Below are 22,192 nucleotides of genomic sequence, written 5' to 3' on the forward strand. Positions count from 1 at the left end.
ACGCCGGCAATACCCACTACGGTTTCTGCGCAGCAACAGGCGGCTCTTCAAAGCTGAGCCTGATCTGGAATGGTTCTATTAAAATGTTTTTTCGGTCTACATCGGGCACAACCCAAATACGAGACCGATTGCTACGAGTTGTTTTATCCAAAATTATTTTTCCACTTCGTAAATCAACCAATTTTAAATCAATCTGCGGCCCCTCTCTTGAGGGACGACCATTATTTGTTTGTATTCCAAAGACTATCACTGGAAGATCGAGAAACAGTGAGAGATTCACTCCTTGAGATTCCAATGGGCGCGACCACATTAATTCCCCAGTCTTGCGGTCGATAGAATAGACTCTCCCATTAAAGCCGACTGAGGTCGCACTTAATGAATGGTAAGAGACACCTTTTTTCCTACGAAACGGCTGACTGGCAAACAGCAAATACTGCCGTGAATTTTGCAGCATAAAAACACCTTTATGCTGAGCAGAAACTTTTTCTTTGACATCAAACTGCTTTTCGCCCGTTCTCAAATCCAGAAATGAAATGGTTCTCTCATCATCGATCAGTACGACTTCATAATGTTGCCCGAGGGTATAAATCGTTGACTCATTTAACTCACGACTCCAGAGTGCCTTGCCAGTTATTAAATCTCGTAATTGTAACCGACGGGGCGCTGTTGTTTCAGAAAGTAGGAAACGTTGAAAAGCAAATTTGGGAGACTCTCCTTTGTCAAGTTTGAATAAACGTAATACCTCGTCATTCTGACCACTTAAACCATTCTGACCACTTAATACGACATAGCGTGAATGAGAAGAAAACGATTCAGTCGGCACCAGGATGACATGGTCTGCATCGCCAAAATGCATGCTACCATTCACGATTCCCTGACGCTTCCATAATATTTTTCCTGTCAGTAACTCCGCGGCAATCAATTCATTGCCGACCTGATATGTGATAAATTCTTCATTAATTGCACCAATTTTTCCTAATAACTCACGGTCCATATTCCGCACTGAAAATTTGCGTAACACGGGAGTACCCCCATTGCGTTCAATGGAAATATAGTCACGCACACCCGGTGGGCCTGCAATCAGCCTTTGCTTCCATAACAAGTCAGGTGGATGTGTGGGGCTCGCATTCAAAGTATCCAGTACGAAAAAATGAGCGCCAAAATTAACAATCAGATATTGCTGATAGACTCGCGCAGAGAAATAAGGTTGACCTGGAACTTCAATTTCTGCCTCAACTAACGAGAACGCCCACTGTTGTTTTCCCTGACCGTCAAACGCGTAAAGAAACTCTTTTGCGGGACCGACTTCAATTCGATAGTTAGTAAAGAGTGAATTCGAGAGACCAATCAACTCAACCGGCAAAGATAAATTCTGACCCTTTGGGTGTTCACCCTGATAAACCTGAGCCGCATATTCAGGCCAGCCAGAATGAGCCTGCTCCCATTTCTGAAAATCTGATTCAGATCGCCATTCACGCGTTAACTGTGCCGCAGTTTTTCCATCCAAACAAATCAGATCTGGCCAACGCGTCTCCAGCTCCTTCAATAACTCGACAGCCTGCGAATAACGATTCGACTGAAGATAAATTTCCGCTAGTTTTGCAGTGGCAAACGCAGTTATGACTGGTTGCTTTGAAGTTCTCAGATGCTCGAGATGTAGCATCAATTTTCGACGAAGCTGGGGTTGTTGCGCTTCTGAACTATCATTGATGGATTGCTCAAATAACCGAATCAGCGCCACTCGTGCCTGCTGCGTCTCTGGTAGATTACCACAACAATAAATAAAACGTTCCAGATCAGATCGTTCTGCGTTCGCAAGATACTTCGCATAATATTCGGAAAAGAGAGACTTGATCAAAGCGCGTTCCCTTGCAGATGCATGAGCTGCGATAAATTCGATTTGAGCTCGAATCCAACGATCCATGCGGACAAAAGAACCGCCGTTCGTTTTTTCTGCATGAAATACAGTATTGAGTTCTGAAAGTCGGAAATAACTTTGAAACGCGCCTTCAATATTACCTTGCTTTTGGTAATTGATCGCCAGAATTTTAAAGAATTGTTGCTTTTGCTCATCGTTAACCAACAACTTCTCTATTTTCACTTTTTGATTTTGATGCTGATTGAAGTTGTGCTCCAACTTACTCAGTAACATTTCAGCATAAAGCCGCTTTGCTCGTAAAGTAGGCTTAATCTGAATCGATTTCTCTATTTTCTGCATCGCCCGATCAACATCACCAGCAAATAATTCAAGCTCGCCTCGCCAAAGCTGGGCCAATGCTAAATCATCTGGCTGAGTGGATTGACTGGCAAGATGAATTTGTTGCCGTATTGATTCCACAGACTGAAAGCCAACAACTTCTGTCTCATTCTGAGAGACAATCATTCCCTTTGCGGCAACGAGATTTCCAATTGCCGGCGCTGTTTTGATTTGTGATCGTACAAGTACAAAACCGTCAGAGAGACGTATGCACAAGATCTCGCCAGTTTCAACCGGTTGATAATACGTATCTTTGACAACAACTCCTCGCCCACTGGGTGGGGCAATCAGAGTCGATTTTGGCCAGGCAGGTGAACCGTCACTGACTTTAATTGCTTCAATTTGATCATTACCAACTAATAATATTTTCCCTTCGTGGACAGCAGCCACGAACAGGTTGTCCTTACGAAGACGTGACCATAATAATCTTCCATCGAAAAGATTCAGACATTGTATACTTTGATCTTTGCGGGAATGAATCAAAACTCGATCCCCCACAATGATTGGAGCAAATTCTGCCCAACCTTCTACATTTTTGTAGGTCATAGTTGAATAAATCGCTAGCCGCGGGTTTATTTCGCCGTCAAGTTTTCTCCACAGCAATCTACGACTGACGGCATCGATGCCGATAGTACAACCGCTACCAGTCTGACAGACAATCACACCATGTGCATAAGAGGGGCTCAAGCCCAGCCTGCGTCGAACGTGATCTACGGACCTTCGATCTGTGGTATGGTCATTCGCAATCGAGTTATTACTACGGTACAACGATTGTGTCCAGAGTGTTTTCCCTGTTTGAGAATCCAAAACCAAAAGTCGAAATTCCCGCCCTTCTTCCGCAAGACAGTATAGTTTTCCGTCTAACGGTAATGGGGGGCCTAAGAAATAGTGACCTGAATAATCAATCGGATTTTGTAAACGGGGACCACCGACCTCCCACATAAATTTTCCGGAATCAACTTCAAAAGCAATGAGGCGATTGAAAGATTTTGGGACTCGAATGTTTTCCTTATCCCGCATTGAAAAGTGATAAAATCCTCCAATAAATCCTACATTTTCGACGCTAAAGACCAGCTTACCATCCGAACTCAAATGCCCGGCGGTATAATCCTGCCAGGCGCGTTGCGCTAGATATCTTTCTAATGGGGTCTGAGGGATTCCAGAAAATTCCTGATCTGAATTGTCCGCATCTTTTAGCAGTTCATAATAGAGTGCATCGGTTAATGTGGTTTCCCAACTTAATTCGCCCGTCGAGAGAGAAACCGCTTTCAAGTTGCGATGTGTTCTGAAAATCACCTTGTCATTCACAATTAATGGGCTCGCCGCGGGAAGTACTCCTTTAAAATGCTTACGCCGATATTGCCTTAATTTCTGAACCAACTCTTCCAACGGAGGTGCTGCTTGTGGATCATGACGACTCGAATGATCGATTGTAGAAAAGCGCCACAACGGTTTTGTCGAAGGCACAGCAAATCGTGCCGATGCCTGACGAGAAGGACCACCACGATACATGACCCAACTTTTTTGTTCCTGTGCTGCCTTCAAGTCGGGATTACCAACCAGACGGGACAACCATTCCACAGGATTCTCATCAGCTGTAAACAACGGCACTCTTTTTCCATTCGGAAATTGATATGCTTCTCCCTGATTCAAGCGTGCCAACCGCATCAATGACTGACGGGATTTACCCAAATTACCGATATGATACCAGCAGACGGCAAGCTTGAAGGTGAGATGTGGTTCTTTCGTTCTCGCTAAATTATGAAGATTACGCAAAGCATCCCACTGTTGGATCGCTGCCCAGAAATCTCCCCGCTCAAAATAATAGGCCCCCAGAGTGTAAGCGGCATTCGCACCTGCTTTCGTACAGAAATAACGTCGAACAACATCCTGTAACAGATTCACATCATGTTGTTCCATTGCCTGATTCAATAGTTGTTCTGCTGTAGCGCCATATTGCTGCGAATAAATTCGTTTTCCTTCAGGTGGCAGTTCAGCCATCGACTGTTGTGCCAAATGCTTCAAGCTGACGAACCCGGAATCTTTTTTATCGGAAATGTAATCTTCCGGTGCTTCCAATACCTTCTGCAACTCAGGAATCCCGATCGAATACTTTTTCTCTCCAATTAACTTCAAAGCTTCTTGATAACTTTTTGAATACGTACGGCTCTTCGGAAAGGAATTTTGCAGTTCTGTCTGATCCAGATTACGTAACGGTTGGGCACTACAAGGAACGGAAAATGTAGCCAAATGAAACAGGAGAATCACTACGAAACAAACGTGGTGATAACTCAGTCTGCTAGACCTGTCTTGCTGAACTGGAGAAACCATAGGCGAATGAAGAACTTCAACTTCCTGCTAAAAGAAACACAACAATAAACCGGGATCGAGCGAGCATCGAAACCCTTGACATTATCTGAACTGGTAGGATTGAGAATTAATTGATGATCAATTCGGTGTCGGCAATAACTTCCTCTATTCCTTGATCATTTAACTGCCCCTTTTGGAACGCACGATTTGCTTTTACATCACCCTGCCACATCATCACGTTCACTTCAGCACCTCTTGCGACATTATACCCCACAGGGCCATCGGTCCCCAGATATACCGTCAAGGGAACGTTTTTAATCTCATTTTCTGTGGCGATCTTTTCCAGATCGGACTTCGCTGACTCCGGCTCATCGGTTAGTACAACAACAAAAGCCGCCATCTTTTTATCTTGATGTAACTTCACTTCCTGATCTATTTTCTTAATCAGTGTTTTCGTATTGTCATCAAAATCACGTACAAAAATACCAACGACAGGTCGGTCGCCATACAAACAGCGGTAGCAAAGATGCTTCCCTCTATGAGGTCCAGTCACATCAACCACATGAAAGGCAGGAGGTACTTCGCCAATTTCCATACCAGATCTAAAAGCCACTTCCTGCGTTTCATTCATTTCCGGCTCTTCAATGTTTGCTTCTATCTCTGGAATTTCAGCAGCTACTCCCAGTTCAGAATCTGGTTTAGCGGGTTCAGAAACTTCAGTTTGCCCACAACCTGAGAAAAGAGTGACTACAATCAAAGGAGCTACAACCGAGGTTGCCAGAATCTTGTTAAGTCTAATTCCCTGCATGGTATTTCCCCGCCATCATCAAACACAAACTGAAATCTCACCCGCAAAATCAATTGTATGCCGTCAACGCATTGACTGTCGAGTACGAAAGAGGAATTTTGCGGGTGAGTTGGCAGCCTGATACTGATAAGTTTCTTATAAACAAACCAGACATTCGGACATCACTATTTCAAGTTGTTGACGAGCTTCAGAATCGCTTTACTGTCGTCTGCTGCTTTCACTTTGGTATTTTTCATGACGACTTTACCGTTCTTGTCAATCACAAAAGTCCAACGGGCAGCCGTCACACCTCGGGTCAATGATTCTTCTTTGCCATCAATTGTTCGCTTAATAGTGCCACCAGGTCTTAAGGGAACACCAAACTTCTTAGCCACCTTTCCATCCTCATCAGCCAGCAGAGTGAAATTGAGGTCATGCTCCTTTTTAAAGAGTCGGTGATTTCTTGCAGAGTCGCCACTGACTCCAACCACCTCTACATCTTTACCTTGAAGCTTTTTCATATCATCTCGAAATCCACATGCCTGCTTTGTGCAGCCACCAGTTAAGTCTGCAGGATAGAAATAAACAACCAGTACTTTTTTGCCAACATAGTCTGTCGATTTCCAGCCTTTGCCTTGATCATCTGTCGCAGTGAAAGCAGGCGCAGAATCGCCGACATCCACTTTTCCAGGAGGACCTGAAACCTGACCAAACCCATTCGCTAACAAACCACATAAACACAAAACACCGCACAACGAAGAGAAAGTTTTACGATACAAACCTGTCATTTCATTTACCTTATTTCAAAAGTTACAGATCATTGATTCTAAACTGACAATAAATCAGTTACCTGATTGTCCAAACAAACACATCTTATTTCACTATTTTATCAATCCTGTAGGAACGCTCCGTGAATCATCAGCTTGTATCCTACCATAATTATCAAACGCAGTTAATTTGCCAGGTTGCGCAATTAATAATCGTCCACCAACCATAACCAGATTGCCACCTGATTCACCATGCATTGATCCCAAGGCAATTTTTTGGGCTAGAAATCCTTGTTCTGCATCAACCACAAGAATCTCTTCCCTTAAAGGCCAATATACATATTTTCCTGCCAATATTCCTCGCCCATATCCAAACCCTTCAGGGTCTTGATAACCGACTTTCCAGCTAACAGTTCCCGTTCTTTTGTTTAAACCGAATAACTGATTGCCGCTCACACACAAGGTTGATTGATTCACGCCCAGTAAATCGCGGATTGGTTCAGGAAATTCTCGCTCCCAAAGTAACAAACCAGAATCAGCATCAAAGGCCATCAACAGAGAGGAATCTTGAGGTGCCGCGTATAAAATTCCTCGATCATATAAACAAGGAACCATTCCGGTTTTCATGTGATCGCTTAATTCAGTATGCGTAGATTCTTCTTGTGTCGGATAGGTTACAACCCAGTTGATCTTGCCATCATCTGAATCCAGTGAAGCAATCGCTCCCATATCTGTTGAAAGGTAAAGTTGACCTTCCGCGAGTGTCAGCAGCAAGTGGCTGATATAATTCACTCCCTCTTCAATGTTTCTTAACGCCATACAAACTTTTTGATTCCAGATTAACTCCCCTGTTTCAGTCGAAAAACAGGCTACGTTCGTTTGTACTTGAGGAAATCCGCGATGCAACACGACAAACAACTTGCTGCCTGAAATGACAGGTGTCCCTTCGAAAGACCAGATAAAATTCTGTTCGCGCAATTGCGAAGAGGAAATTTTCCAAAGCAATTTACCTTGCCCCTGGTCAAGATCGAGGCAGACTAAATCTGAAAAGAGACCTAATCGTTCATCTTTTGCAACAGAAGTCACCGGAGGTCCCATCCGTGCATAGAGTCGGCCTTCGGAAATTGTCATAGTGAAACGAGGCACCCCCACTACGGGACGAAATGGCTTCCTGAAAAAGCCTCGTAACACAGAGGGATAAATAACAGGACTGGCATTTTGATCGGTAGACCAGGCGGGTAGGCCACTCTTCCAGTTCAATGCATAAATCCGCTCGGCATCATTAAAAAAAACATGATCGCGGTGCACAACCGGAAAGATCCCGGGAGCAACTGCCTGTTTAAATGCTGGTTTACGAGTAAACTCTTGATTTCCAGTTCTCGGAATTCGGAAAGACCACGCGACAGCACCAACATCTACTTTTTTTTCTGCGCGGTAATTTCGAGTCTGGTGACCGGCAAACGTCTGCATTGCTGTCGTAGAATCCGGTAGAGAAACCAATGCCCTGTTTGACAGAATGTCAGAGAGCAACGCAACAAAATTCCCCCGTTTCCCGGCAAGAGATCCAGCAGCCTGTGGGTAACGTTTACGAAACACATTCAACTCAAATTCCGCGCGTTTGAAATTGCCCTCAAAAAAACTGACCAGAATTAATCGAGCCAAAATTTCAGGCACAGATAAATCAGTGTCGGGATACAGAAACACACCTGGATTTGAACTCTGTTTTCCGGCATTAGAAACCGGAATTAACTTTCTCCAATAGGCGCGTGCCTGCGAAAGAGCCCCTTGTTCCCAGGAGATATTACCCAGGCGATATAAGGCATCATCTCCATAGCTGCTCATTAACGCCTGTTCGACAATATTCAGCAGCGGCTGTTGGGACGATTCTGCAATTGCCTCTTCCCACCAGCGTTTCGCACGAGGATCTACTTTTTCACGATAGATGGCAATCGCCTCAGGCGGGAACTGAGAAAGAAAAATCTGACAATATTCTGAGACCCGCACATAACGACCCGTCGATTCCGGGTAAAGCGAGTTACCATATTCATCAGATATCTGACGTAAAGTATTGACAGCATCTTCCCACTGTTGCGAAGCTAAATAATCACGAACAGAACCCATTTTTTTGAGAACTGCATTATTCACGTCTAATGAGACAGACTCGCGAAATTTTGGTGGATTGGTTACCCGTTCCTGTTGAGCAAAACTAATCTCAGTTGAGAGACTCAGGGTTCCCAACATGATCAGAGCGATGGAACCGCGTAGCCTATGCATGGTTTTGGCAACCTCAACATTATCAGCAGATTAACACTAAAAAGGACACGCCTTAGCAGACGTGTCCCTAATTTGAAATCTCGTAGACAAATAAGATCCGTTATTTAAACTTAGCAGGACTGATTTTGATCTGTCCTAAATCAATCGTTTCTCCCGGTTTGATATCAACCGTAAATTTTCGTTCAACATAACCAACTTTTTCATGCCAGATACGAAAATCATTTTTCCCTTCGGGAAGATTTTCAATCGTAAATTTTCCATCTTTGTCAGACACAACCGCATAAGGGTGATCAACAACAAACCAGTAAGCGGTCATCCAGGGATGAATGTCACACTTGACCTGCATTGGTAGAATTTCAGGAATGACATTGGCAACATCTTTTCCTTCACGATCATTGGGGGCCAGAATAAAATTCACGGCTTGATTTTTGATTGGATAGGTATGCGTATTATGTGCGACGCCATCAGCTGATTTCACATTCACTTTTTGATCGGTCCGCACAATCAAGGCATGTGGGGTAAAGGTACACCCCTTTTGATCGAAGACGACCGTTTTTTCCTTTGAAGATTTCAGATCGGGATGAACTTTCTTTGCCCGTCTCATATACATGAAGACATTTTGAATCCCTTTGTTCTCTGGATTCACTACCAGATCGTTATTTAAATGCTCCATACTCGCACAGACCGCTGCGTCTTTCACAGCAGGATCTCCCTTTTTGCGTTGAACTGTTGGTTTCGGCACGGGACCATCAAATACGAATTGCCCTGTTACCGATCCCCACCCAGCTGCAGAAACGTTTGCTGGTGCAAGAAAGCTTGTAATCGAAACCAAAAGAGCGCCAATAATTATTTGGCTAAAATTCATTTTTTGCATAATCTAAATACCTCGTTTATTTAAATATTGGTTGGATTGACTATTGTGGAGGTAGGTGCACGGAATCTGCATTCTTAAATAATCCGTACTGTAGGTGGGTTATAAGTTGGGTATGATCTGTATGCTCTACAAACCACCTGCACTCTGTGAGATATTCTCAACCTTCAGGATGACAGAATAAAGACCCAAAATCAAGCATTTATGAAATGGGATTACTGCAATTTCCCGGATCTTTGGAGGAACTAAAGACTATATAAGCTGGTATTTATGTTTGAATTAGCCCATTTTCAATGAATCATGCACGTGTTGTAATATCAACAGGAGGACACTTGATTTGCAAGATTCTGCAGGATCTCTTGATAATCTTCGCGACCTGCCGTGATTTCGACTCCTATTTCGACGGCCCAGACTGGCACTCCAGCCAACTTGTGTTCACTCATTTTTACAAGGTCTTTGCATGTCGTCAGGATCAGATCTGCTGAAGCAGCCGTAGCGTGAGTTCCGATTGTATTTAGCTCTGCTTGGGAATAGTGGTGATGATCGGGGAATACCTCCATTCCGGCAACCTGAAAACCAGCGCGTTTCAAAGTCTGCTTAAAGCCCTCAGGGTTTCCGATCGCACAGAATGAGACTACTGTTTTGCCCGCTACAGATTCCAGTAATTGTGTTTCCCCATGCGCATTCACTAAATACTGCGGCCGAAACTCAGCATGCACAATCAAATTGCGAGGAACCTGTTTCTCAACTTCACTTGTCAAGTTCTCCAGTTCTGCTTGCGAACATTGATCAGTACGCGTGAGAATCACTAAATCCGCCCGCTTTAATGCCGACTTTGGTTCGCGCAACAAACCACGTGGTAATAAATAACCATATCCCCACGGACAAAGGGAATCGATCAAAACAATATTCAGATTTCTCGCAATTTTACGGTGCTGAAATCCATCATCTAAAATCAGTAGTTGCGCGCCTGCTTCAACGGCCTTCACAGCGGAAGCACATCGATTCGGGTTTTGATAATGAGGAACTCCGGGACAAAGACGATCTAGTAATAATTTTTCATCGTTTACCTCGCCAGGCAAAGAACGATACCCGCGGCTCAATAGAGCCACATTGATATCCTGTTTTTGAAACCATTGAGTCAGATACGCAACTAACGGCGTCTTACCTGTACCTCCCGTTGTAAGATTCCCTAAGCTGATCACGGGAACGGCCGCGTTCTTTACCGAACGCCAATGTCTATCGAACATCCAATTTCGAATCAAAACGATAATGTAGTAAGGTAGACTTAAAAGCCAGAGGCAGGGTTTGAGAAATTGGGCTCTCAAGTCCGTTTTTTGGCCTGAGATGATTCTCAAATATTCCACTTCGTTCACGAATCGGCCTGCTTCAATTCTCGACAGGGTGAAATGATGCGGGCAGCGTTAACATAAAAAACACGCCCTGTTCAGAACATGATAGCTGAGTGCAATCATTCTGGCTAATCAATAGCCAGTATTCACATCTCAAAAAACTAGCACGATCAAAACAGGGCGTGGGTGCTGTGGAACGAATCGAAACCAGTGAGAGCATTCGCAGCCTGTATTCGGGCAGTACAGGATCGAAAAGCTCTAAAATGCTACAAGCAAGTGTGATCAGCACTATTTATAATTCTTCTTATATTTCTTGTAACTCAGTTCAACGATTCGTCCCATAATCAAACGGACTCGTCGAGTTTGCGGAACGTCTCCGGTCTCAGGAAAAATCGCGTAAACCTGATAAACATGTTGAACTCCGGGAATTAAAGGTCGTTTTGTAACAAACTCCCAGATATCATCGTTTTCAGGATCACGGTAACCAATCATCTCGTCGCGTTGAACATTCAACGCAACAACTCGAATATCCGTCGCACCAGGTGCATAGATATCCAAACCCGCTTGACGGGGATGGCTATCTGGTCCCTCTACAGGCATCATGCGGGTTGGACGAGAATACGCGGTCCCCATCGTCCCGGGATAATGCAAAATAGTGGGATGGATCGGGATTCCTCGTCTCGCTAATGGCGGCGGTATGACACCACCGGCTGGCATCCCATAAGGACCAGCAATACCACTTCCAGCCTGGCACGACTGGCAACTACTGTGCGAATTGTATCCCATTCCACCATAGATGGCTCCTTGATAATAGTAATCTGCTATTGCCCCGCCACCATAGACGGAATCCAGGCATCCAGATTTACATTTGTGTTTATGTTTATGGCCGAGTTTCCAGGGACTACAACATTTCCCTGAACCAAAAAGTTTCATGCCTCCATGTTTACAATGGCCTGAATTACATTTATGCCCCGCTTCTAACGGGCTTGCCATTGACATCCAGGCCATTCCCAGAACCAACAGTCCGGTAAGACCTGCCTTGGCAGTTTTTATTTTTATCATCTTAACCTAATGCTCCCTGTTTCAATGAGACCGAACTGAAGTTCTTAATGCTCACTGTAAGCACAGTGATGTTTCTCATAATCATTAACGCAAAATCAAAACTCTTTAGATATTGTATGAAACGCACCAGTTGACTCATGCAATAAAAATCAGACTGGCTTGATATCGAGAGACATCCCATCTCCCTAATCATTCAATTGCTGTATTTGCCAGAGTGGCTTGATACGAAGCACACTCTATTTCCAAGCGTATCACTTCGGGAAAATGGTGCGGGAATGAAATTGAAGAAAGTCGATTCTTTTTGATTTGAGATGCATTGCTTTAAGAGTCCTTCCGAACTGGTAAAAGATCCACTTCAATCAATTTAGATAAACCTGTCAAAATATGTCATTTCAAACTGAAAAGACACGACGATTGAATCAATCTTCACTAGTTTTAATGGTAAATCCATATGCAAGCACTATTCACCCAAAACCAGTTATGGAAACTATTTGTGACATTCCTAACATACCCCTGAAAGGACCTGAACCGAGTCGGATTAGTCCGCTTAATCCGGTGAGCACTAGCAGTTTGGAAGAGAAACAGACAACATTGACAATTCACCGTATGGCAACTAAATTGCCATCTCCAAAGTGTCGATGCCGACTGATGTATTTGTCACACACTCTGATATCTTCGTGATCTGAAGATCAAATTTGATATCGGACACATAAATTTACTATAATGAAGCTTTGATAAACTCCTAGTGATTCTGATTTTCAGAAAATACCCAAAAAGTTTGGATAAGCCCGATTATATAAGTAGTGTGAAACGTCTCTGTGAATGGATTCTGCACTATTGATGAAAGAGTGAAGTGCTGAAAGTCGGTTAATTTTTCCTACCCTAAAAGAGCTCTCAGCATCTCAACTTTATTCATACATCAAAGTTAATTCTTTTTTTGCAGAAATGAGATTCAACCATGTTTGTAAAGAGTAGTTTCCGATTTGGTATTCTGGGTTTGATTTTATTTGTGTTGAGCGGCTCGGCTTCCTATGGTCAAGAATGGGCTCAAAAATTATTCAACAAGGACAAAATCGACTTCGGTGTCATTGCCCGTGGCTCTGATGCGGAATACCGTCTGAAAATTAAAAATAACCTCGAAAACACTGTCCATATTTCGAATGTACGTACGACATGCGGTTGCTCTGCCGCAGAACCTTCTAAAAGCACTCTGGCAAGTGGAGAAGAAGGTTATATCGCAGTCAAAATGAATACGACACGCTTTCAAAGGCGTAAAGATTCAAACGTCATCATCACCCTTGATGCTCCGCAGTACGCAGAGGTTCGAATTCCTATTACTGCCTACATCCGTACCGATGTCGTATTTACTCCCGGTGCTGCTAACTTTGGATCAGTGGAAGTCGGAAAAGGAGCAGAGACAACAGTTGGTTTAGCATATGCTGGCCGTGATGACTGGGCGATTACCGGCATCGAATCTAAAAACCCTTCTGTCACAGCCAAAGCTGTCGAGACCGCCCGTGGCGGTGGACGCGTCAATTATAACGTGATGCTGACACTTGCTCCGGGAACGCCACTCGGACCAATCCGAGAGCAGCTCATTCTGAAAACGAATGATGTGAATTTCAAAACAGTCCCTTTGCTGGTTGAAGCAAAAGTGGAACCAGATATTACCATCACTCCCCAGGTTGTTTCACTGGGTATGATGGTTCCCGGTCAGGAAAAAACTGTGAATGTTGTGATCAGGGGTAAAAAGCCTTTCGAAATCAATAAAATTGAATGTGAATCAGATGATGAAGCATTCAAAATTCGCATGCCCAAAGCAGCCCAGCCGGTTCACGTTTTACCATTGACAATTACTCCGCCGAATAAACCCGGAAATTATTCAGAAGAGTTTACTGTCACAATCGCTGGACGAAATACACCGATTACATTTAAAGCGTATGGTAAAATTTCGGATACGAAAACGAACTGATTTCTACATCAGTTCTTCATTGCGAGAAAAAAGGGTACTCAATAGAGTACCCTTTTTTATTTAATCATTCTCATTCAGGACGATCGCTTTCGGGCTCATTCAACCGGTCCACCACAATTTCCAGCATCAATGGATGTAAGCCCAAATGGGAACAGAGCCGAAATTTGATGCCTGGATATTTAGCAGCAAACTCCTCTCGATACTGCTCTAAATCGTTCTGTACATGCACTCCTGCCGACAAAAAATAAGGTAACATCAGAACCTCATCTACTCCAGCCGCCACACACTGTGCCGCACCATCCGGGATCGTTGGTGTCGTTAACTCAAGATAGGCAATCTCAATCACCGGAAATTGTTCCCGTTCGCGCAACATTTCAGCCAGTTTCACGAGATCCTGATTGGCGGCAGCGCGACGACTGCCATGTGCAATCAAGAGAACTGCCTTCGTTCTTGCATCAGACATAGATTCAACCATAATAGAGATAACAATAATACAATTACTGAATGATCGATGAGATTATAGACTTCTCACTCTTCTTGGACACTGTACAACTTAAATTCTGTAAATCCATGAGCAACGACATCATTCAACGGTCTCAAATTCATCTCAATATCGAGTAGCAACCTTGAACAAGCATGAAAACGAAGTGACTCCCGAAAGGCTGGGAGAATATTTGATCGGAAAAAAAATTGGCGCCGGCGGAATGGGGTCAGTTTATCTGGCCACGAATATTCACACTGATCAACAAGTAGCCATTAAAGTACTCCCGAGTGCACTAGCCCGCGAACCTGGTTTCGTCGAACGATTTCATCGTGAAATTGAAGCGCTGAAAAAAATGCACAACCCGTATGTGATTGAATTTTATGACAGTGGTGTTGACAATGAGACCTACTACTATGTCATGGAATATGTCGAAGGAGAAACATTAACCAAACGACTCCATAGAGAAAAACGGATCGACTGGAAAACCGCGGTTAATATTTCCATTCAGATTTGCTCAGCACTGAAAGCCGCCCATGATGCCGGTATCATTCACCGCGACCTGAAACCTTCTAACTTAATCCTCAAAGAAGATGACAGTATTAAGCTTGCTGATTTTGGTGTGGCCCAGTTGTTTGCAACAGAAAAGCTCACTGTCACCGGCGGGATTATTGGCACAGCGGAATATATGTCACCCGAACAGGCCGAGGGGAAGCGCGTTACTAAACAGAGTGACTTATACTCTTTGGGTGCGGTCATGTATGTCATGCTGACCGGAAAGCCTCCGTTTAGCGGAAAAACGATGCTGGCCATTATTCAAAAACAAAAATATGGACAGTTTGATCTCCCCGGAAGATATGTCGATGACTTGCCCACCTGGCTCGAAGAGATCGTTTGCCAGCTACTGGAAAAAGATCCCCAGAAACGATTCCCGGATGCTTATGTTCTTTCTCGCCGATTGCAGGAGGTGTTGAACAAATTCGAGATGTCGACCTCTGAAGATACCTACGCCTTCTCGAAAACAAATAACTCTTCAGAGACACCCACCGTGGTTCAATCGGGTTCTGAACCGGAGGCGGGTACTGGAACCTTGATGCAAGGATTAATGCGGGCACAACTGGAATCGGAAAGTACTGGCTCGCGCCTAAGCCAACTATTTGACAACACTTTTTTCTTACTTGGTCTACTGATATTAGTAATGGTGGGAGGCTATTTCTGGTTCCAGGAACGCGCACTCTCTCCTCAGGAAATGTTCGAACAATCCGAGTTAATCTTGCAACAGCCAGAAAATCCGGAATGGTATACTGCTCGCGATAAATATCTGCTGCCACTTCTGGAATCACATCCCGATGAATGGGGGACACGGGTTGAAGACAGACTTGAACGGATCAAAACCTATGAGCTCAGCACAAAAGCTGGTATCACAGCCAAACGTAGATCACGCACCGCCCCCCAGAATGAACCACAGCGATTTATGATGCTCGCACAACATTATCTGGAAATCGGCAATAATTCTGAAGCAGAACACATTCTTGCTGCTTTAGTTGATGTACTCAATGAAAATCCTGATCAAAAAGAAATGCGAGATCTTGCCTTACAGATGCTGAACCAACTACGGCAAGACTCTCGTAAAAATGCTGAACGATTTGTCATGTTAACGCAAGCGATGGCAAATGCAGATGCACTTGCTGAAGAAAAAAAGTACAAAGAAGCAGCCGCCCTCTGGAATGCTTTGATTGTTTTATATGAAGAAGACAAAGCAAAGGCAGCACAGGAATTCATAAGACGCGCCAAAGAGAATCTCGCTAATTTACCAGAACTCAATCAGACTGAACAACCTCAATCAGAAGCTCAGAAAGCTAACACACCTAATGAATAATCAAATCAATCTAAAAGAATATATCCGTGAAATTCCCGACTTCCCCAAACCAGGAATTCTCTTTAGAGATATTACGCCCCTACTTGCTGAACCGACTGCATTTCAAGAAGTCATTGATCGCCTGACAGACTACTATCGCGATAAAAAAATTACAGCAGTCCTTGCCGCCGAAGCACGGGGATTCATCTTTGCGGCACCACTCGCATTGGCTTTAGGAGCACGCTTTATTCCCATTCGAAAACCAGGGAAACTTCCCTTTGAAACCAGAGCCTTTCACTATGAACTGGAATACGGTTCGGATTCGTTGGAGATGCACACCGATTCGATTCATACAGATGATCGTGTGCTGATTGTAGACGATCTTCTGGCAACAGGTGGTACGATCTCAGCTTGTATTGAACTTGCGAAACACACCGACGCGGAAGTCGTAGGTTGTGCCTTTCTCATCGAACTCTTATTCTTACAGGCACGTCATAAAATGAATGGTTGCGACGTTTTTTCTCTCATTCAGTATGATTCTGAATAAGCGTCGTTCTACTCAGGAACCCAGATCGCAGTAGAGTTTTGAGGATTCGCCTGACTCTCCAGACGTCGCGCCTTGATTCGCACATAAGGCGCGACAAATCGACCGCGATGGCGAAAATGACCAACCGGCGCACTTGGATCTGCTCGACATGGCTCACGTAAATCTTCAATCACAAAACCCTGTCTGCACAACCCCCCTACTAGCTGATCCCAGCGGTGTAAGTATTCGGTTGCCCCTTCTTCACGATAGGAACGGTCATCTCCTTTCGGCAACGGGCCTTGCTGGTAATACTCCAACCCGATCACATAAGAATTCTGCTGGTCCCGATTGGTAATCTGCAAACTGGTGGGAGTCTTATGCTGGCTGATATACAGTCCCCCGGGCCGCATTACACGTGCCACTTCTTGATAAACAGCTTCGAGATCAGGCACATAACAAGTACTCACAGGTTGATGTACTATATCAAACCGGGCATCGTGAAGCTCAGATAAATCATCCATTGATGTTTCCAGAATACGCACGTTAAGCCCTCGCCGTCTCGCTTCCTGTTCATCCAGTTGCAACATCCTGTTGCTTAAATCGACAACAGTCACGTGCGCGCCCGCGGATGCATAAAGAATAGACTGCCAGCCACCTCCCGATGCCAGACAGAGCACCTGTTTTCCCTCTACAGATGCAGGCAACCAGCCACGTGAGTCTAAGGTCTTTAAGGGCGCGCGACATTCTTCATCGGTAGCCACCTTGGTAAACTGGCTGCGATTTTCTGCCAACCGATTCCAGGCAGCACGGTTGGTAGGCAGGTGTGACATACGAAAGGCCTCGATTCCATGTAGATCGCGTTTAAGATTTCGAAATTATTCCTTACCTTGTGCATCCAGTAAAGAACCTGCGAAGGTCACTAAATCACCTTTTCCACGTGCCACTTTCTGTAAGATATCAAGGCGCTGCGTTTCTCGACATAAGTCGGTAAAAGAAAATGTATTCGGATCTTCAAACTGACTCAAATGTGTTTCAGCCAGTTCAATTGCCTGATCATTCTGCCCCAGGCGTGTGAGCAAATCGATCAACACATAGGCAATCATCTGCTTATCATCAGCATCTGGTTCGAGCTCCAGCTTCTTTTCAAAATAAGCAATCCCGAGATTACGATCATTCTCGTCACCGATTAACGCTTTGAAAAAATGCAGATGAGCGGGATAAAAATCCTCGAAAGGAGTTTCCCCTGGATACTGAAACTGCTCATCCAAGCGAGAACCATATTCGCAGAGTTCAATGACTTTGGGTAAATTGGAATCATCGTCAGACAAAAGTCTGGCGAAGCGTACAACTGAGTTTAAATGCGATACATCAATATGATAACTGCCCCCTTCAAACATCCAGTCCCGTCCAGCCATCAGTTCCCGCAGGTTATCTGTCGGCTGTGCCATCGGAACTTTTTGCTGGACCTGATACTGCAAAGACTGTACAAGGTCTCCATAAAGATGGTCGACCAGCAGGCGTGCGACTTGCTGTCGACTTTCCGGTTTGAGCTGAGCATTCATTTGATCAAAGACGGTGATTGTGTTACAGATCCCATTAACATTCAGCATGATCTCAAACCCCTTCTCCGGGTTTGCCCCTTCATACACACAAACCTGAATCAATTCTTCAACTTTATCTTCGGGTACCGTTCGCGGATTAATCTTATTCAAGGCCGCGGCAACCAACTCCGGCTCCTGAATCGTCTGATAATACAACCAGGCATCGGAATACTGTTTTTCTTCAAGGAATAAAGCACCTATCTCACGCGCTGCGTCAATGTAAGCCTGCTCAAATTCTTTTTTGTGCTCTTCGGGAACAGTATCAAATGAAGTTGGTTGTAAGAGTTCAATTCCCAGCGTCTGCTTCTTTTTCATCAATAAGGCATCAAACAGGCGATGATAATTTTTTTGCTCAGTTAACGTTTCGATCAACCGTTCGAGCACAGCTTCGGGAGATTGCTGCTGTAATTCTTCCAGGACTGTAAATACATCTTCAGACATGATTCTTCTCTTATTTTTTAAATCGTTTCAGTTTTATGGAATTCAGCAAACTCTGTTCTGGACGCTTATTATACTGCACAAAACCAGTGCAGCTTGCAAACGAGAGTAGGAAATCTTTCGTACACTCCATTGTAAGAATTCTCGATAGTTCTGAGTACCCTGCCAATCGAGAAAGAGAAGATTCACCGTATTTCGCTTGAGTCGTAGAGCGTCCAATTTAAGCATGGCGACTTCAAAGCGATGATATGAGGTCCAAACAGTCCTGGAGACGCTACAATAAAGCTGGATACAGGCTATTCGACAAATAACAGTGGGGATACGTCACCATTCTTATCAAACCGACCGATCACTGATTCGTAATTGGTGTTATGACCTAATACGGCGCGTGAACTTTCGCCTTTCTTCAGGCTGCGATAAACTAACAACTGATGTGCCCCAATACGTAATCGATGTCCCGAAGCTTCATCCCGAGCCGAAATTTTGCCCCCTTCACTCACAGTCAGACTAGCCCAGTCTGCAGGTTTCCGTTTCAACCCCGGCTCCCAATCAATGATTAACGGCGCATACAGGGCATTTCCGAGAGACGCCTGATGTAATACGAGCTGATTTTGGTCGTCCAGGGTCAGGCTGCCAGGCTGAAAGAAGTCACGTTCTTGTGGCAAACCAATCGGAAAGACACGGGCAGACAGGCCTTTGGTTTTGAATTGTAATTCATGAGTCCCTTCCTTCAAAGAACCTTTAATGCCGGGAGAAATGGGAATCACAGAACGGTACTCAAGATTTGCTGTTTCTGTTCCTGTGACAATATCGGAAAGAAAGACAAAATGTTGATTACGCGGTAATAAAATTTGTCGCTCCAACTTGTATCCAGACTCCAGATCCATTTGCAGTTCCAGATAATCTGCATCCTCATCAGAATGCCAGCAGATACAACTCCACTCACCATCTCCCGAGATTGCCCGTTCATCAGCGGTGAGTGAAAAATTCCAGTCACCCTCGATTAATAGCTTACCTGTTGTTGATAAACTCAATTCAGGTAAGTCGCCATTCCAGGTCGTGACCAGCAAGTTTGACGCGTCAGACCAGTAATTGCGCATGGTAGCAATAGCAGACCAGTCAGACTGATTGGAAGGCTCTTCATCTGTCTGAAAGAAAAACTTTTGACGCTTTTTTCCGGAAGTCAGCGCCTTTAAATATCGACGCTCTACTCCTCTGGCAGGTAAATCCGCGTAATGAGCCGCGAGTGTAAGCAAGAAATAATGCTCGACAGCATGCACAGGACAAAGTGCGATTTTTCCTGAACCGTCACAAAGCATAATCAAATTTTCAACCGACCATTGAAATCGTTCATGAGCTTCTTGATCCCACACTGTCTTTCCCCAGACATGGCCGATATATGACGCTCGTGTTAAGGCAGCCAACCAGTAATCCAGGCGAGCATGGAAGTCCGCATGTGGTGTCCCATCTGTATCAGTTCGATCAAAAAAGCAATCTCGCAGATTCTGCTGTCCTAACTGTCGAAAGTTTTTTGCCCCTGAAATCTCCTGGAAGAGAAACCCTAATCGCCAGGGCAACTCACCGGAAATGAGAATCACTTGATCTTCTGTCGTATCTGAAAAATCAGTCTCTTCAAGATTGAAACAAAGTGAAGCAGCTGCGAACAGACAATGGCGCCAAACCGTAACCAAAGTAGAGGGAGCTAAACAATACCCAACATTCTCCACGACTTCTGTTAAAAGTAATAACTCATATGGCAACAATGGTTCTGAAATGCAAACCTGATCTAACCAGCCCACTAATAAACGGCTGACTTCATCCCAGCTCAATTCAGGTGTTTTTTTACGTTTTGCTTTCTTTGATCCCTTTGTGTTCTTTTCAGATACGTCTCGAATCGACTTGACAAGATTGATTAAATCCGATGTGCGACATGTGTTCTCAGTCTCATCCTCAGACCAGAGAGCAGCCCAGAGCATCCCTTCAGATTGTTTACCCCGTCTCTTTTGCTTCGAAATTTCTTTGAGTTGTGAACCTAAGCCCCTGGAAAATCGATCCAGATCTCCCACTTGCGCGGCTTTCTTCAAATCCCTGGCTGATTTTGACTTCCATTTCACCGTCAGCAGGAATTCTTCATCAGTCAGCGAAAACAGCTGTTGAGGTACCGATTGACCAAATACGATTGACATTGTTTCTTCCATTGATTGTTCCCCAACAATACTTTTGATTTTCACTCGGAGCACTGATTCAAGACTGGATTGGTGAAGCCGACGCTGAGCATGTATCTCAGCAGGTACCGGGATGGAAACCCCAGCACTTAGACTGCGACAATTAGAAGATATAGGGTAACCAGATTTCCCGTGAAATCAATTGACCCAGCCCCCATTCAACATGACACGCGCAACATGTGACTGTGCATTTAACAAAAGATCACTGCCAGTAGAGGATTTTGAACCGTCGGGCAATTGAACCAAAGCCAAATCAGCCCTTTTTCCAATTGTTATTGAACCGACATCTTGAGACAGACCTAAAGCACGTGCCCCAGCCAGGGTGCCACATTCCAAGATTAAATCGGGAGAAATCTCTGAAAAGTTCTCACGTAGAAATTGTAGCTCATTCCAAAGGCTCAAATCCGGGTTGGACGCTCGGCTATCAGTCCCAATTGCCACATTGATGCCTCGCTCGATCATTCTCAGCCAGGGATGAGGGGTGTGACCGAAGTAATGGTGTGTTCTTGGACAATAGACAACCGAAATCTGTGGTGCCTGTCTCAGAAATTCGATTTCAATTTCACCAAAATAGTTGCCATGAACGGCTAAGGCAGACGTCAATTCTGCCAAAGGGGCCAGATAGTCAAACATCCGCACATCCTCTCTCAAGATGTTTGGATCCCATAGCCCCAGTTCTGTTAACAATTTGACAAAGGGCCCTTGTTTCCGCTCCAGGAAATCCAGTTCTGCTTGTGTCTCTGCCAGATGGACGGCAACAGGTGCCACCTGATTTCGAGCCTCGTTGACAAGACTCAGATATAAATCGGGATGAACGCTATAAGGCGCATGTGGGCTCAATCCTAACTGTATCAAATGAGACTCAGCCTGATCTGGAATCTCCTCAAAAAACTGATCTGCGATACGTTCCTGTTCTGAAATACGATCAGCAGAAAAACCCAGGCACTCTCGAAAGACCACTGCATGGGGTACCTGTCGATTCTGTGCGAACAGATGCAGACTCGCGACACTCGTCGCAATTTCCCCAATACACGTCGTTCCCGATTCCAAACACTCCTGGATGCCTTTTCGAATTTTCGGCTCTACGGAAGTAGAACTTTCAAAGCGCGACTTCATGACCGACCGAATCCAGTCAGTAAAAGGAGCGACCGGGCCTAATGGATTTTCAAGATCGCTGAATTCCAAATGTGTATGAGCATTTATCAATCCCGGAATGATGGCAGTATTTCCCAAATCAACAGCCTGGGGATGATCACCCGCATAAACGGCGGTAATATGAGAACCTTCCACTTCTACCACCGCATGTTCAAGTGGTGGTCTTTCCACGGGGAAGACCCAACGTGCTTTTAAGATCTGACGTTCCAAAGTTCTACTTTTGATAAGATGGAATTTGAGTACAGATAGGGAAAAG

General features: G+C 44.5%; 15 protein-coding genes. 3 read left to right on the forward strand and 12 right to left on the reverse strand.

Annotated elements, in window-relative coordinates; translation table 11 throughout:
• Window positions 1-16: 16 nt before the first annotated feature.
• From V144x_RS25360 to V144x_RS25390, 7 genes are all read right to left on the reverse strand, one after another.
• The gene (locus V144x_RS25360) at window positions 17-4,507 is read right to left on the reverse strand and encodes an outer membrane protein assembly factor BamB family protein (RefSeq protein WP_197998636.1); all 4,491 of its coding nucleotides are present in this window, start codon (window positions 4,505-4,507) and stop codon (window positions 17-19) included.
• Window positions 4,508-4,694: 187 nt separating this feature from the next.
• The gene (locus V144x_RS25365) at window positions 4,695-5,375 is read right to left on the reverse strand and encodes a hypothetical protein (protein ID WP_144989515.1); all 681 of its coding nucleotides are present in this window, start codon (window positions 5,373-5,375) and stop codon (window positions 4,695-4,697) included.
• A gap of 164 nt (window positions 5,376-5,539) precedes the next feature.
• Window positions 5,540-6,142 (reverse strand): peroxiredoxin, encoded by a 603-nt coding sequence (locus tag V144x_RS25370; RefSeq protein ID WP_144989517.1) that lies wholly within the window; start codon window positions 6,140-6,142, stop codon window positions 5,540-5,542.
• Window positions 6,143-6,235: 93 nt separating this feature from the next.
• Window positions 6,236-8,395 (reverse strand): outer membrane protein assembly factor BamB family protein, encoded by a 2,160-nt coding sequence (locus tag V144x_RS25375; RefSeq protein ID WP_144989519.1) that lies wholly within the window; start codon window positions 8,393-8,395, stop codon window positions 6,236-6,238.
• Between the two features lie 100 nt (window positions 8,396-8,495).
• Entirely contained in the window at window positions 8,496-9,269 is a 774-nt protein-coding gene (locus V144x_RS25380; RefSeq protein WP_144989521.1) for a hypothetical protein, read from the reverse strand.
• 314 nt (window positions 9,270-9,583) lie between these two features.
• Window positions 9,584-10,642 carry a tetraacyldisaccharide 4'-kinase gene (lpxK, locus tag V144x_RS25385; RefSeq protein WP_197998637.1) on the reverse strand — a complete coding sequence of 353 codons (1,059 nt, stop codon included), beginning with the start codon at window positions 10,640-10,642 and terminating at the stop codon, window positions 9,584-9,586.
• Between the two features lie 264 nt (window positions 10,643-10,906).
• Window positions 10,907-11,680: a hypothetical protein gene (locus V144x_RS25390; protein WP_144989525.1), complete on the reverse strand. Its 774-nt coding sequence runs from the start codon at window positions 11,678-11,680 to the stop codon at window positions 10,907-10,909.
• A 958-nt stretch (window positions 11,681-12,638) separates the two neighbouring features.
• On the opposite strand from V144x_RS25390, the gene V144x_RS25395 reads away from it, so the two are divergent.
• The gene (locus V144x_RS25395; protein ID WP_144989527.1) at window positions 12,639-13,652 is read left to right on the forward strand and encodes a DUF1573 domain-containing protein; all 1,014 of its coding nucleotides are present in this window, start codon (window positions 12,639-12,641) and stop codon (window positions 13,650-13,652) included.
• Between the two features lie 70 nt (window positions 13,653-13,722).
• Here the strand turns inward: V144x_RS25395 and V144x_RS25400 are convergent, their stop codons facing one another.
• Window positions 13,723-14,127, reverse strand: a complete 405-nt coding sequence (locus tag V144x_RS25400) for a sirohydrochlorin chelatase (RefSeq protein ID WP_144989528.1) — start codon at window positions 14,125-14,127, stop codon at window positions 13,723-13,725.
• Window positions 14,128-14,278: 151 nt separating this feature from the next.
• Between V144x_RS25400 and V144x_RS25405 the strand changes: the two genes are divergently transcribed.
• A complete protein-coding gene (locus V144x_RS25405) occupies window positions 14,279-16,012 on the forward strand; it encodes a serine/threonine protein kinase (RefSeq protein WP_144989530.1) in 1,734 nt (577 codons plus the stop codon).
• Window positions 16,005-16,538 (forward strand): adenine phosphoribosyltransferase, encoded by a 534-nt coding sequence (locus tag V144x_RS25410; RefSeq protein ID WP_144989532.1) that lies wholly within the window; start codon window positions 16,005-16,007, stop codon window positions 16,536-16,538. Before V144x_RS25405 ends, V144x_RS25410 begins: the two co-directional genes overlap by 8 nt.
• Before the next feature lie 8 nt (window positions 16,539-16,546).
• Here V144x_RS25410 and V144x_RS25415 read toward each other — a convergent pair whose 3' ends face one another.
• From V144x_RS25415 to V144x_RS25430, 4 genes are all read right to left on the reverse strand, one after another.
• Entirely contained in the window at window positions 16,547-17,347 is an 801-nt protein-coding gene (locus V144x_RS25415; RefSeq protein ID WP_144989534.1) for a class I SAM-dependent methyltransferase, read from the reverse strand.
• A gap of 45 nt (window positions 17,348-17,392) precedes the next feature.
• Window positions 17,393-18,559: a hypothetical protein gene (locus tag V144x_RS25420; protein ID WP_144989536.1), complete on the reverse strand. Its 1,167-nt coding sequence runs from the start codon at window positions 18,557-18,559 to the stop codon at window positions 17,393-17,395.
• Between the two features lie 293 nt (window positions 18,560-18,852).
• On the reverse strand, window positions 18,853-20,754 hold the full coding sequence (locus V144x_RS25425) for a hypothetical protein (protein WP_232102640.1): 1,902 nt from the start codon (window positions 20,752-20,754) through the stop codon (window positions 18,853-18,855).
• Between the two features lie 165 nt (window positions 20,755-20,919).
• Entirely contained in the window at window positions 20,920-22,146 is a 1,227-nt protein-coding gene (locus tag V144x_RS25430) for an amidohydrolase family protein (protein WP_197998638.1), read from the reverse strand.
• Between the last annotated feature and the right edge of the window lie 46 nt (window positions 22,147-22,192).

This window comes from Gimesia aquarii (assembly GCF_007748195.1).
Lineage (GTDB): Bacteria > Planctomycetota > Planctomycetia > Planctomycetales > Planctomycetaceae > Gimesia > Gimesia aquarii.

What these genes read in the sequence shown, in the direction of transcription:
- V144x_RS25365 (WP_144989515.1), bottom strand. Translation starts at nt 5,375, where the DNA reads ATGCAGGGAATTAGACTTAACAAGATTCTGGCAACCTCGGTTGTAGCT.
- V144x_RS25370 (WP_144989517.1), bottom strand. Translation starts at nt 6,142, where the DNA reads ATGACAGGTTTGTATCGTAAAACTTTCTCTTCGTTGTGCGGTGTTTTG.
- V144x_RS25375 (WP_144989519.1), bottom strand. Translation starts at nt 8,395, where the DNA reads ATGCATAGGCTACGCGGTTCCATCGCTCTGATCATGTTGGGAACCCTG.
- V144x_RS25420 (WP_144989536.1), bottom strand. Translation starts at nt 18,559, where the DNA reads ATGTCTGAAGATGTATTTACAGTCCTGGAAGAATTACAGCAGCAATCT.
- V144x_RS25415 (WP_144989534.1), bottom strand. Translation starts at nt 17,347, where the DNA reads ATGTCACACCTGCCTACCAACCGTGCTGCCTGGAATCGGTTGGCAGAA.
- V144x_RS25410 (WP_144989532.1), top strand. Translation starts at nt 16,005, where the DNA reads ATGAATAATCAAATCAATCTAAAAGAATATATCCGTGAAATTCCCGAC.
- V144x_RS25395 (WP_144989527.1), top strand. Translation starts at nt 12,639, where the DNA reads ATGTTTGTAAAGAGTAGTTTCCGATTTGGTATTCTGGGTTTGATTTTA.
- V144x_RS25425 (WP_232102640.1), bottom strand. Translation starts at nt 20,754, where the DNA reads ATGGAAGAAACAATGTCAATCGTATTTGGTCAATCGGTACCTCAACAG.
- V144x_RS25400 (WP_144989528.1), bottom strand. Translation starts at nt 14,127, where the DNA reads ATGGTTGAATCTATGTCTGATGCAAGAACGAAGGCAGTTCTCTTGATT.
- V144x_RS25390 (WP_144989525.1), bottom strand. Translation starts at nt 11,680, where the DNA reads ATGATAAAAATAAAAACTGCCAAGGCAGGTCTTACCGGACTGTTGGTT.
- V144x_RS25380 (WP_144989521.1), bottom strand. Translation starts at nt 9,269, where the DNA reads ATGCAAAAAATGAATTTTAGCCAAATAATTATTGGCGCTCTTTTGGTT.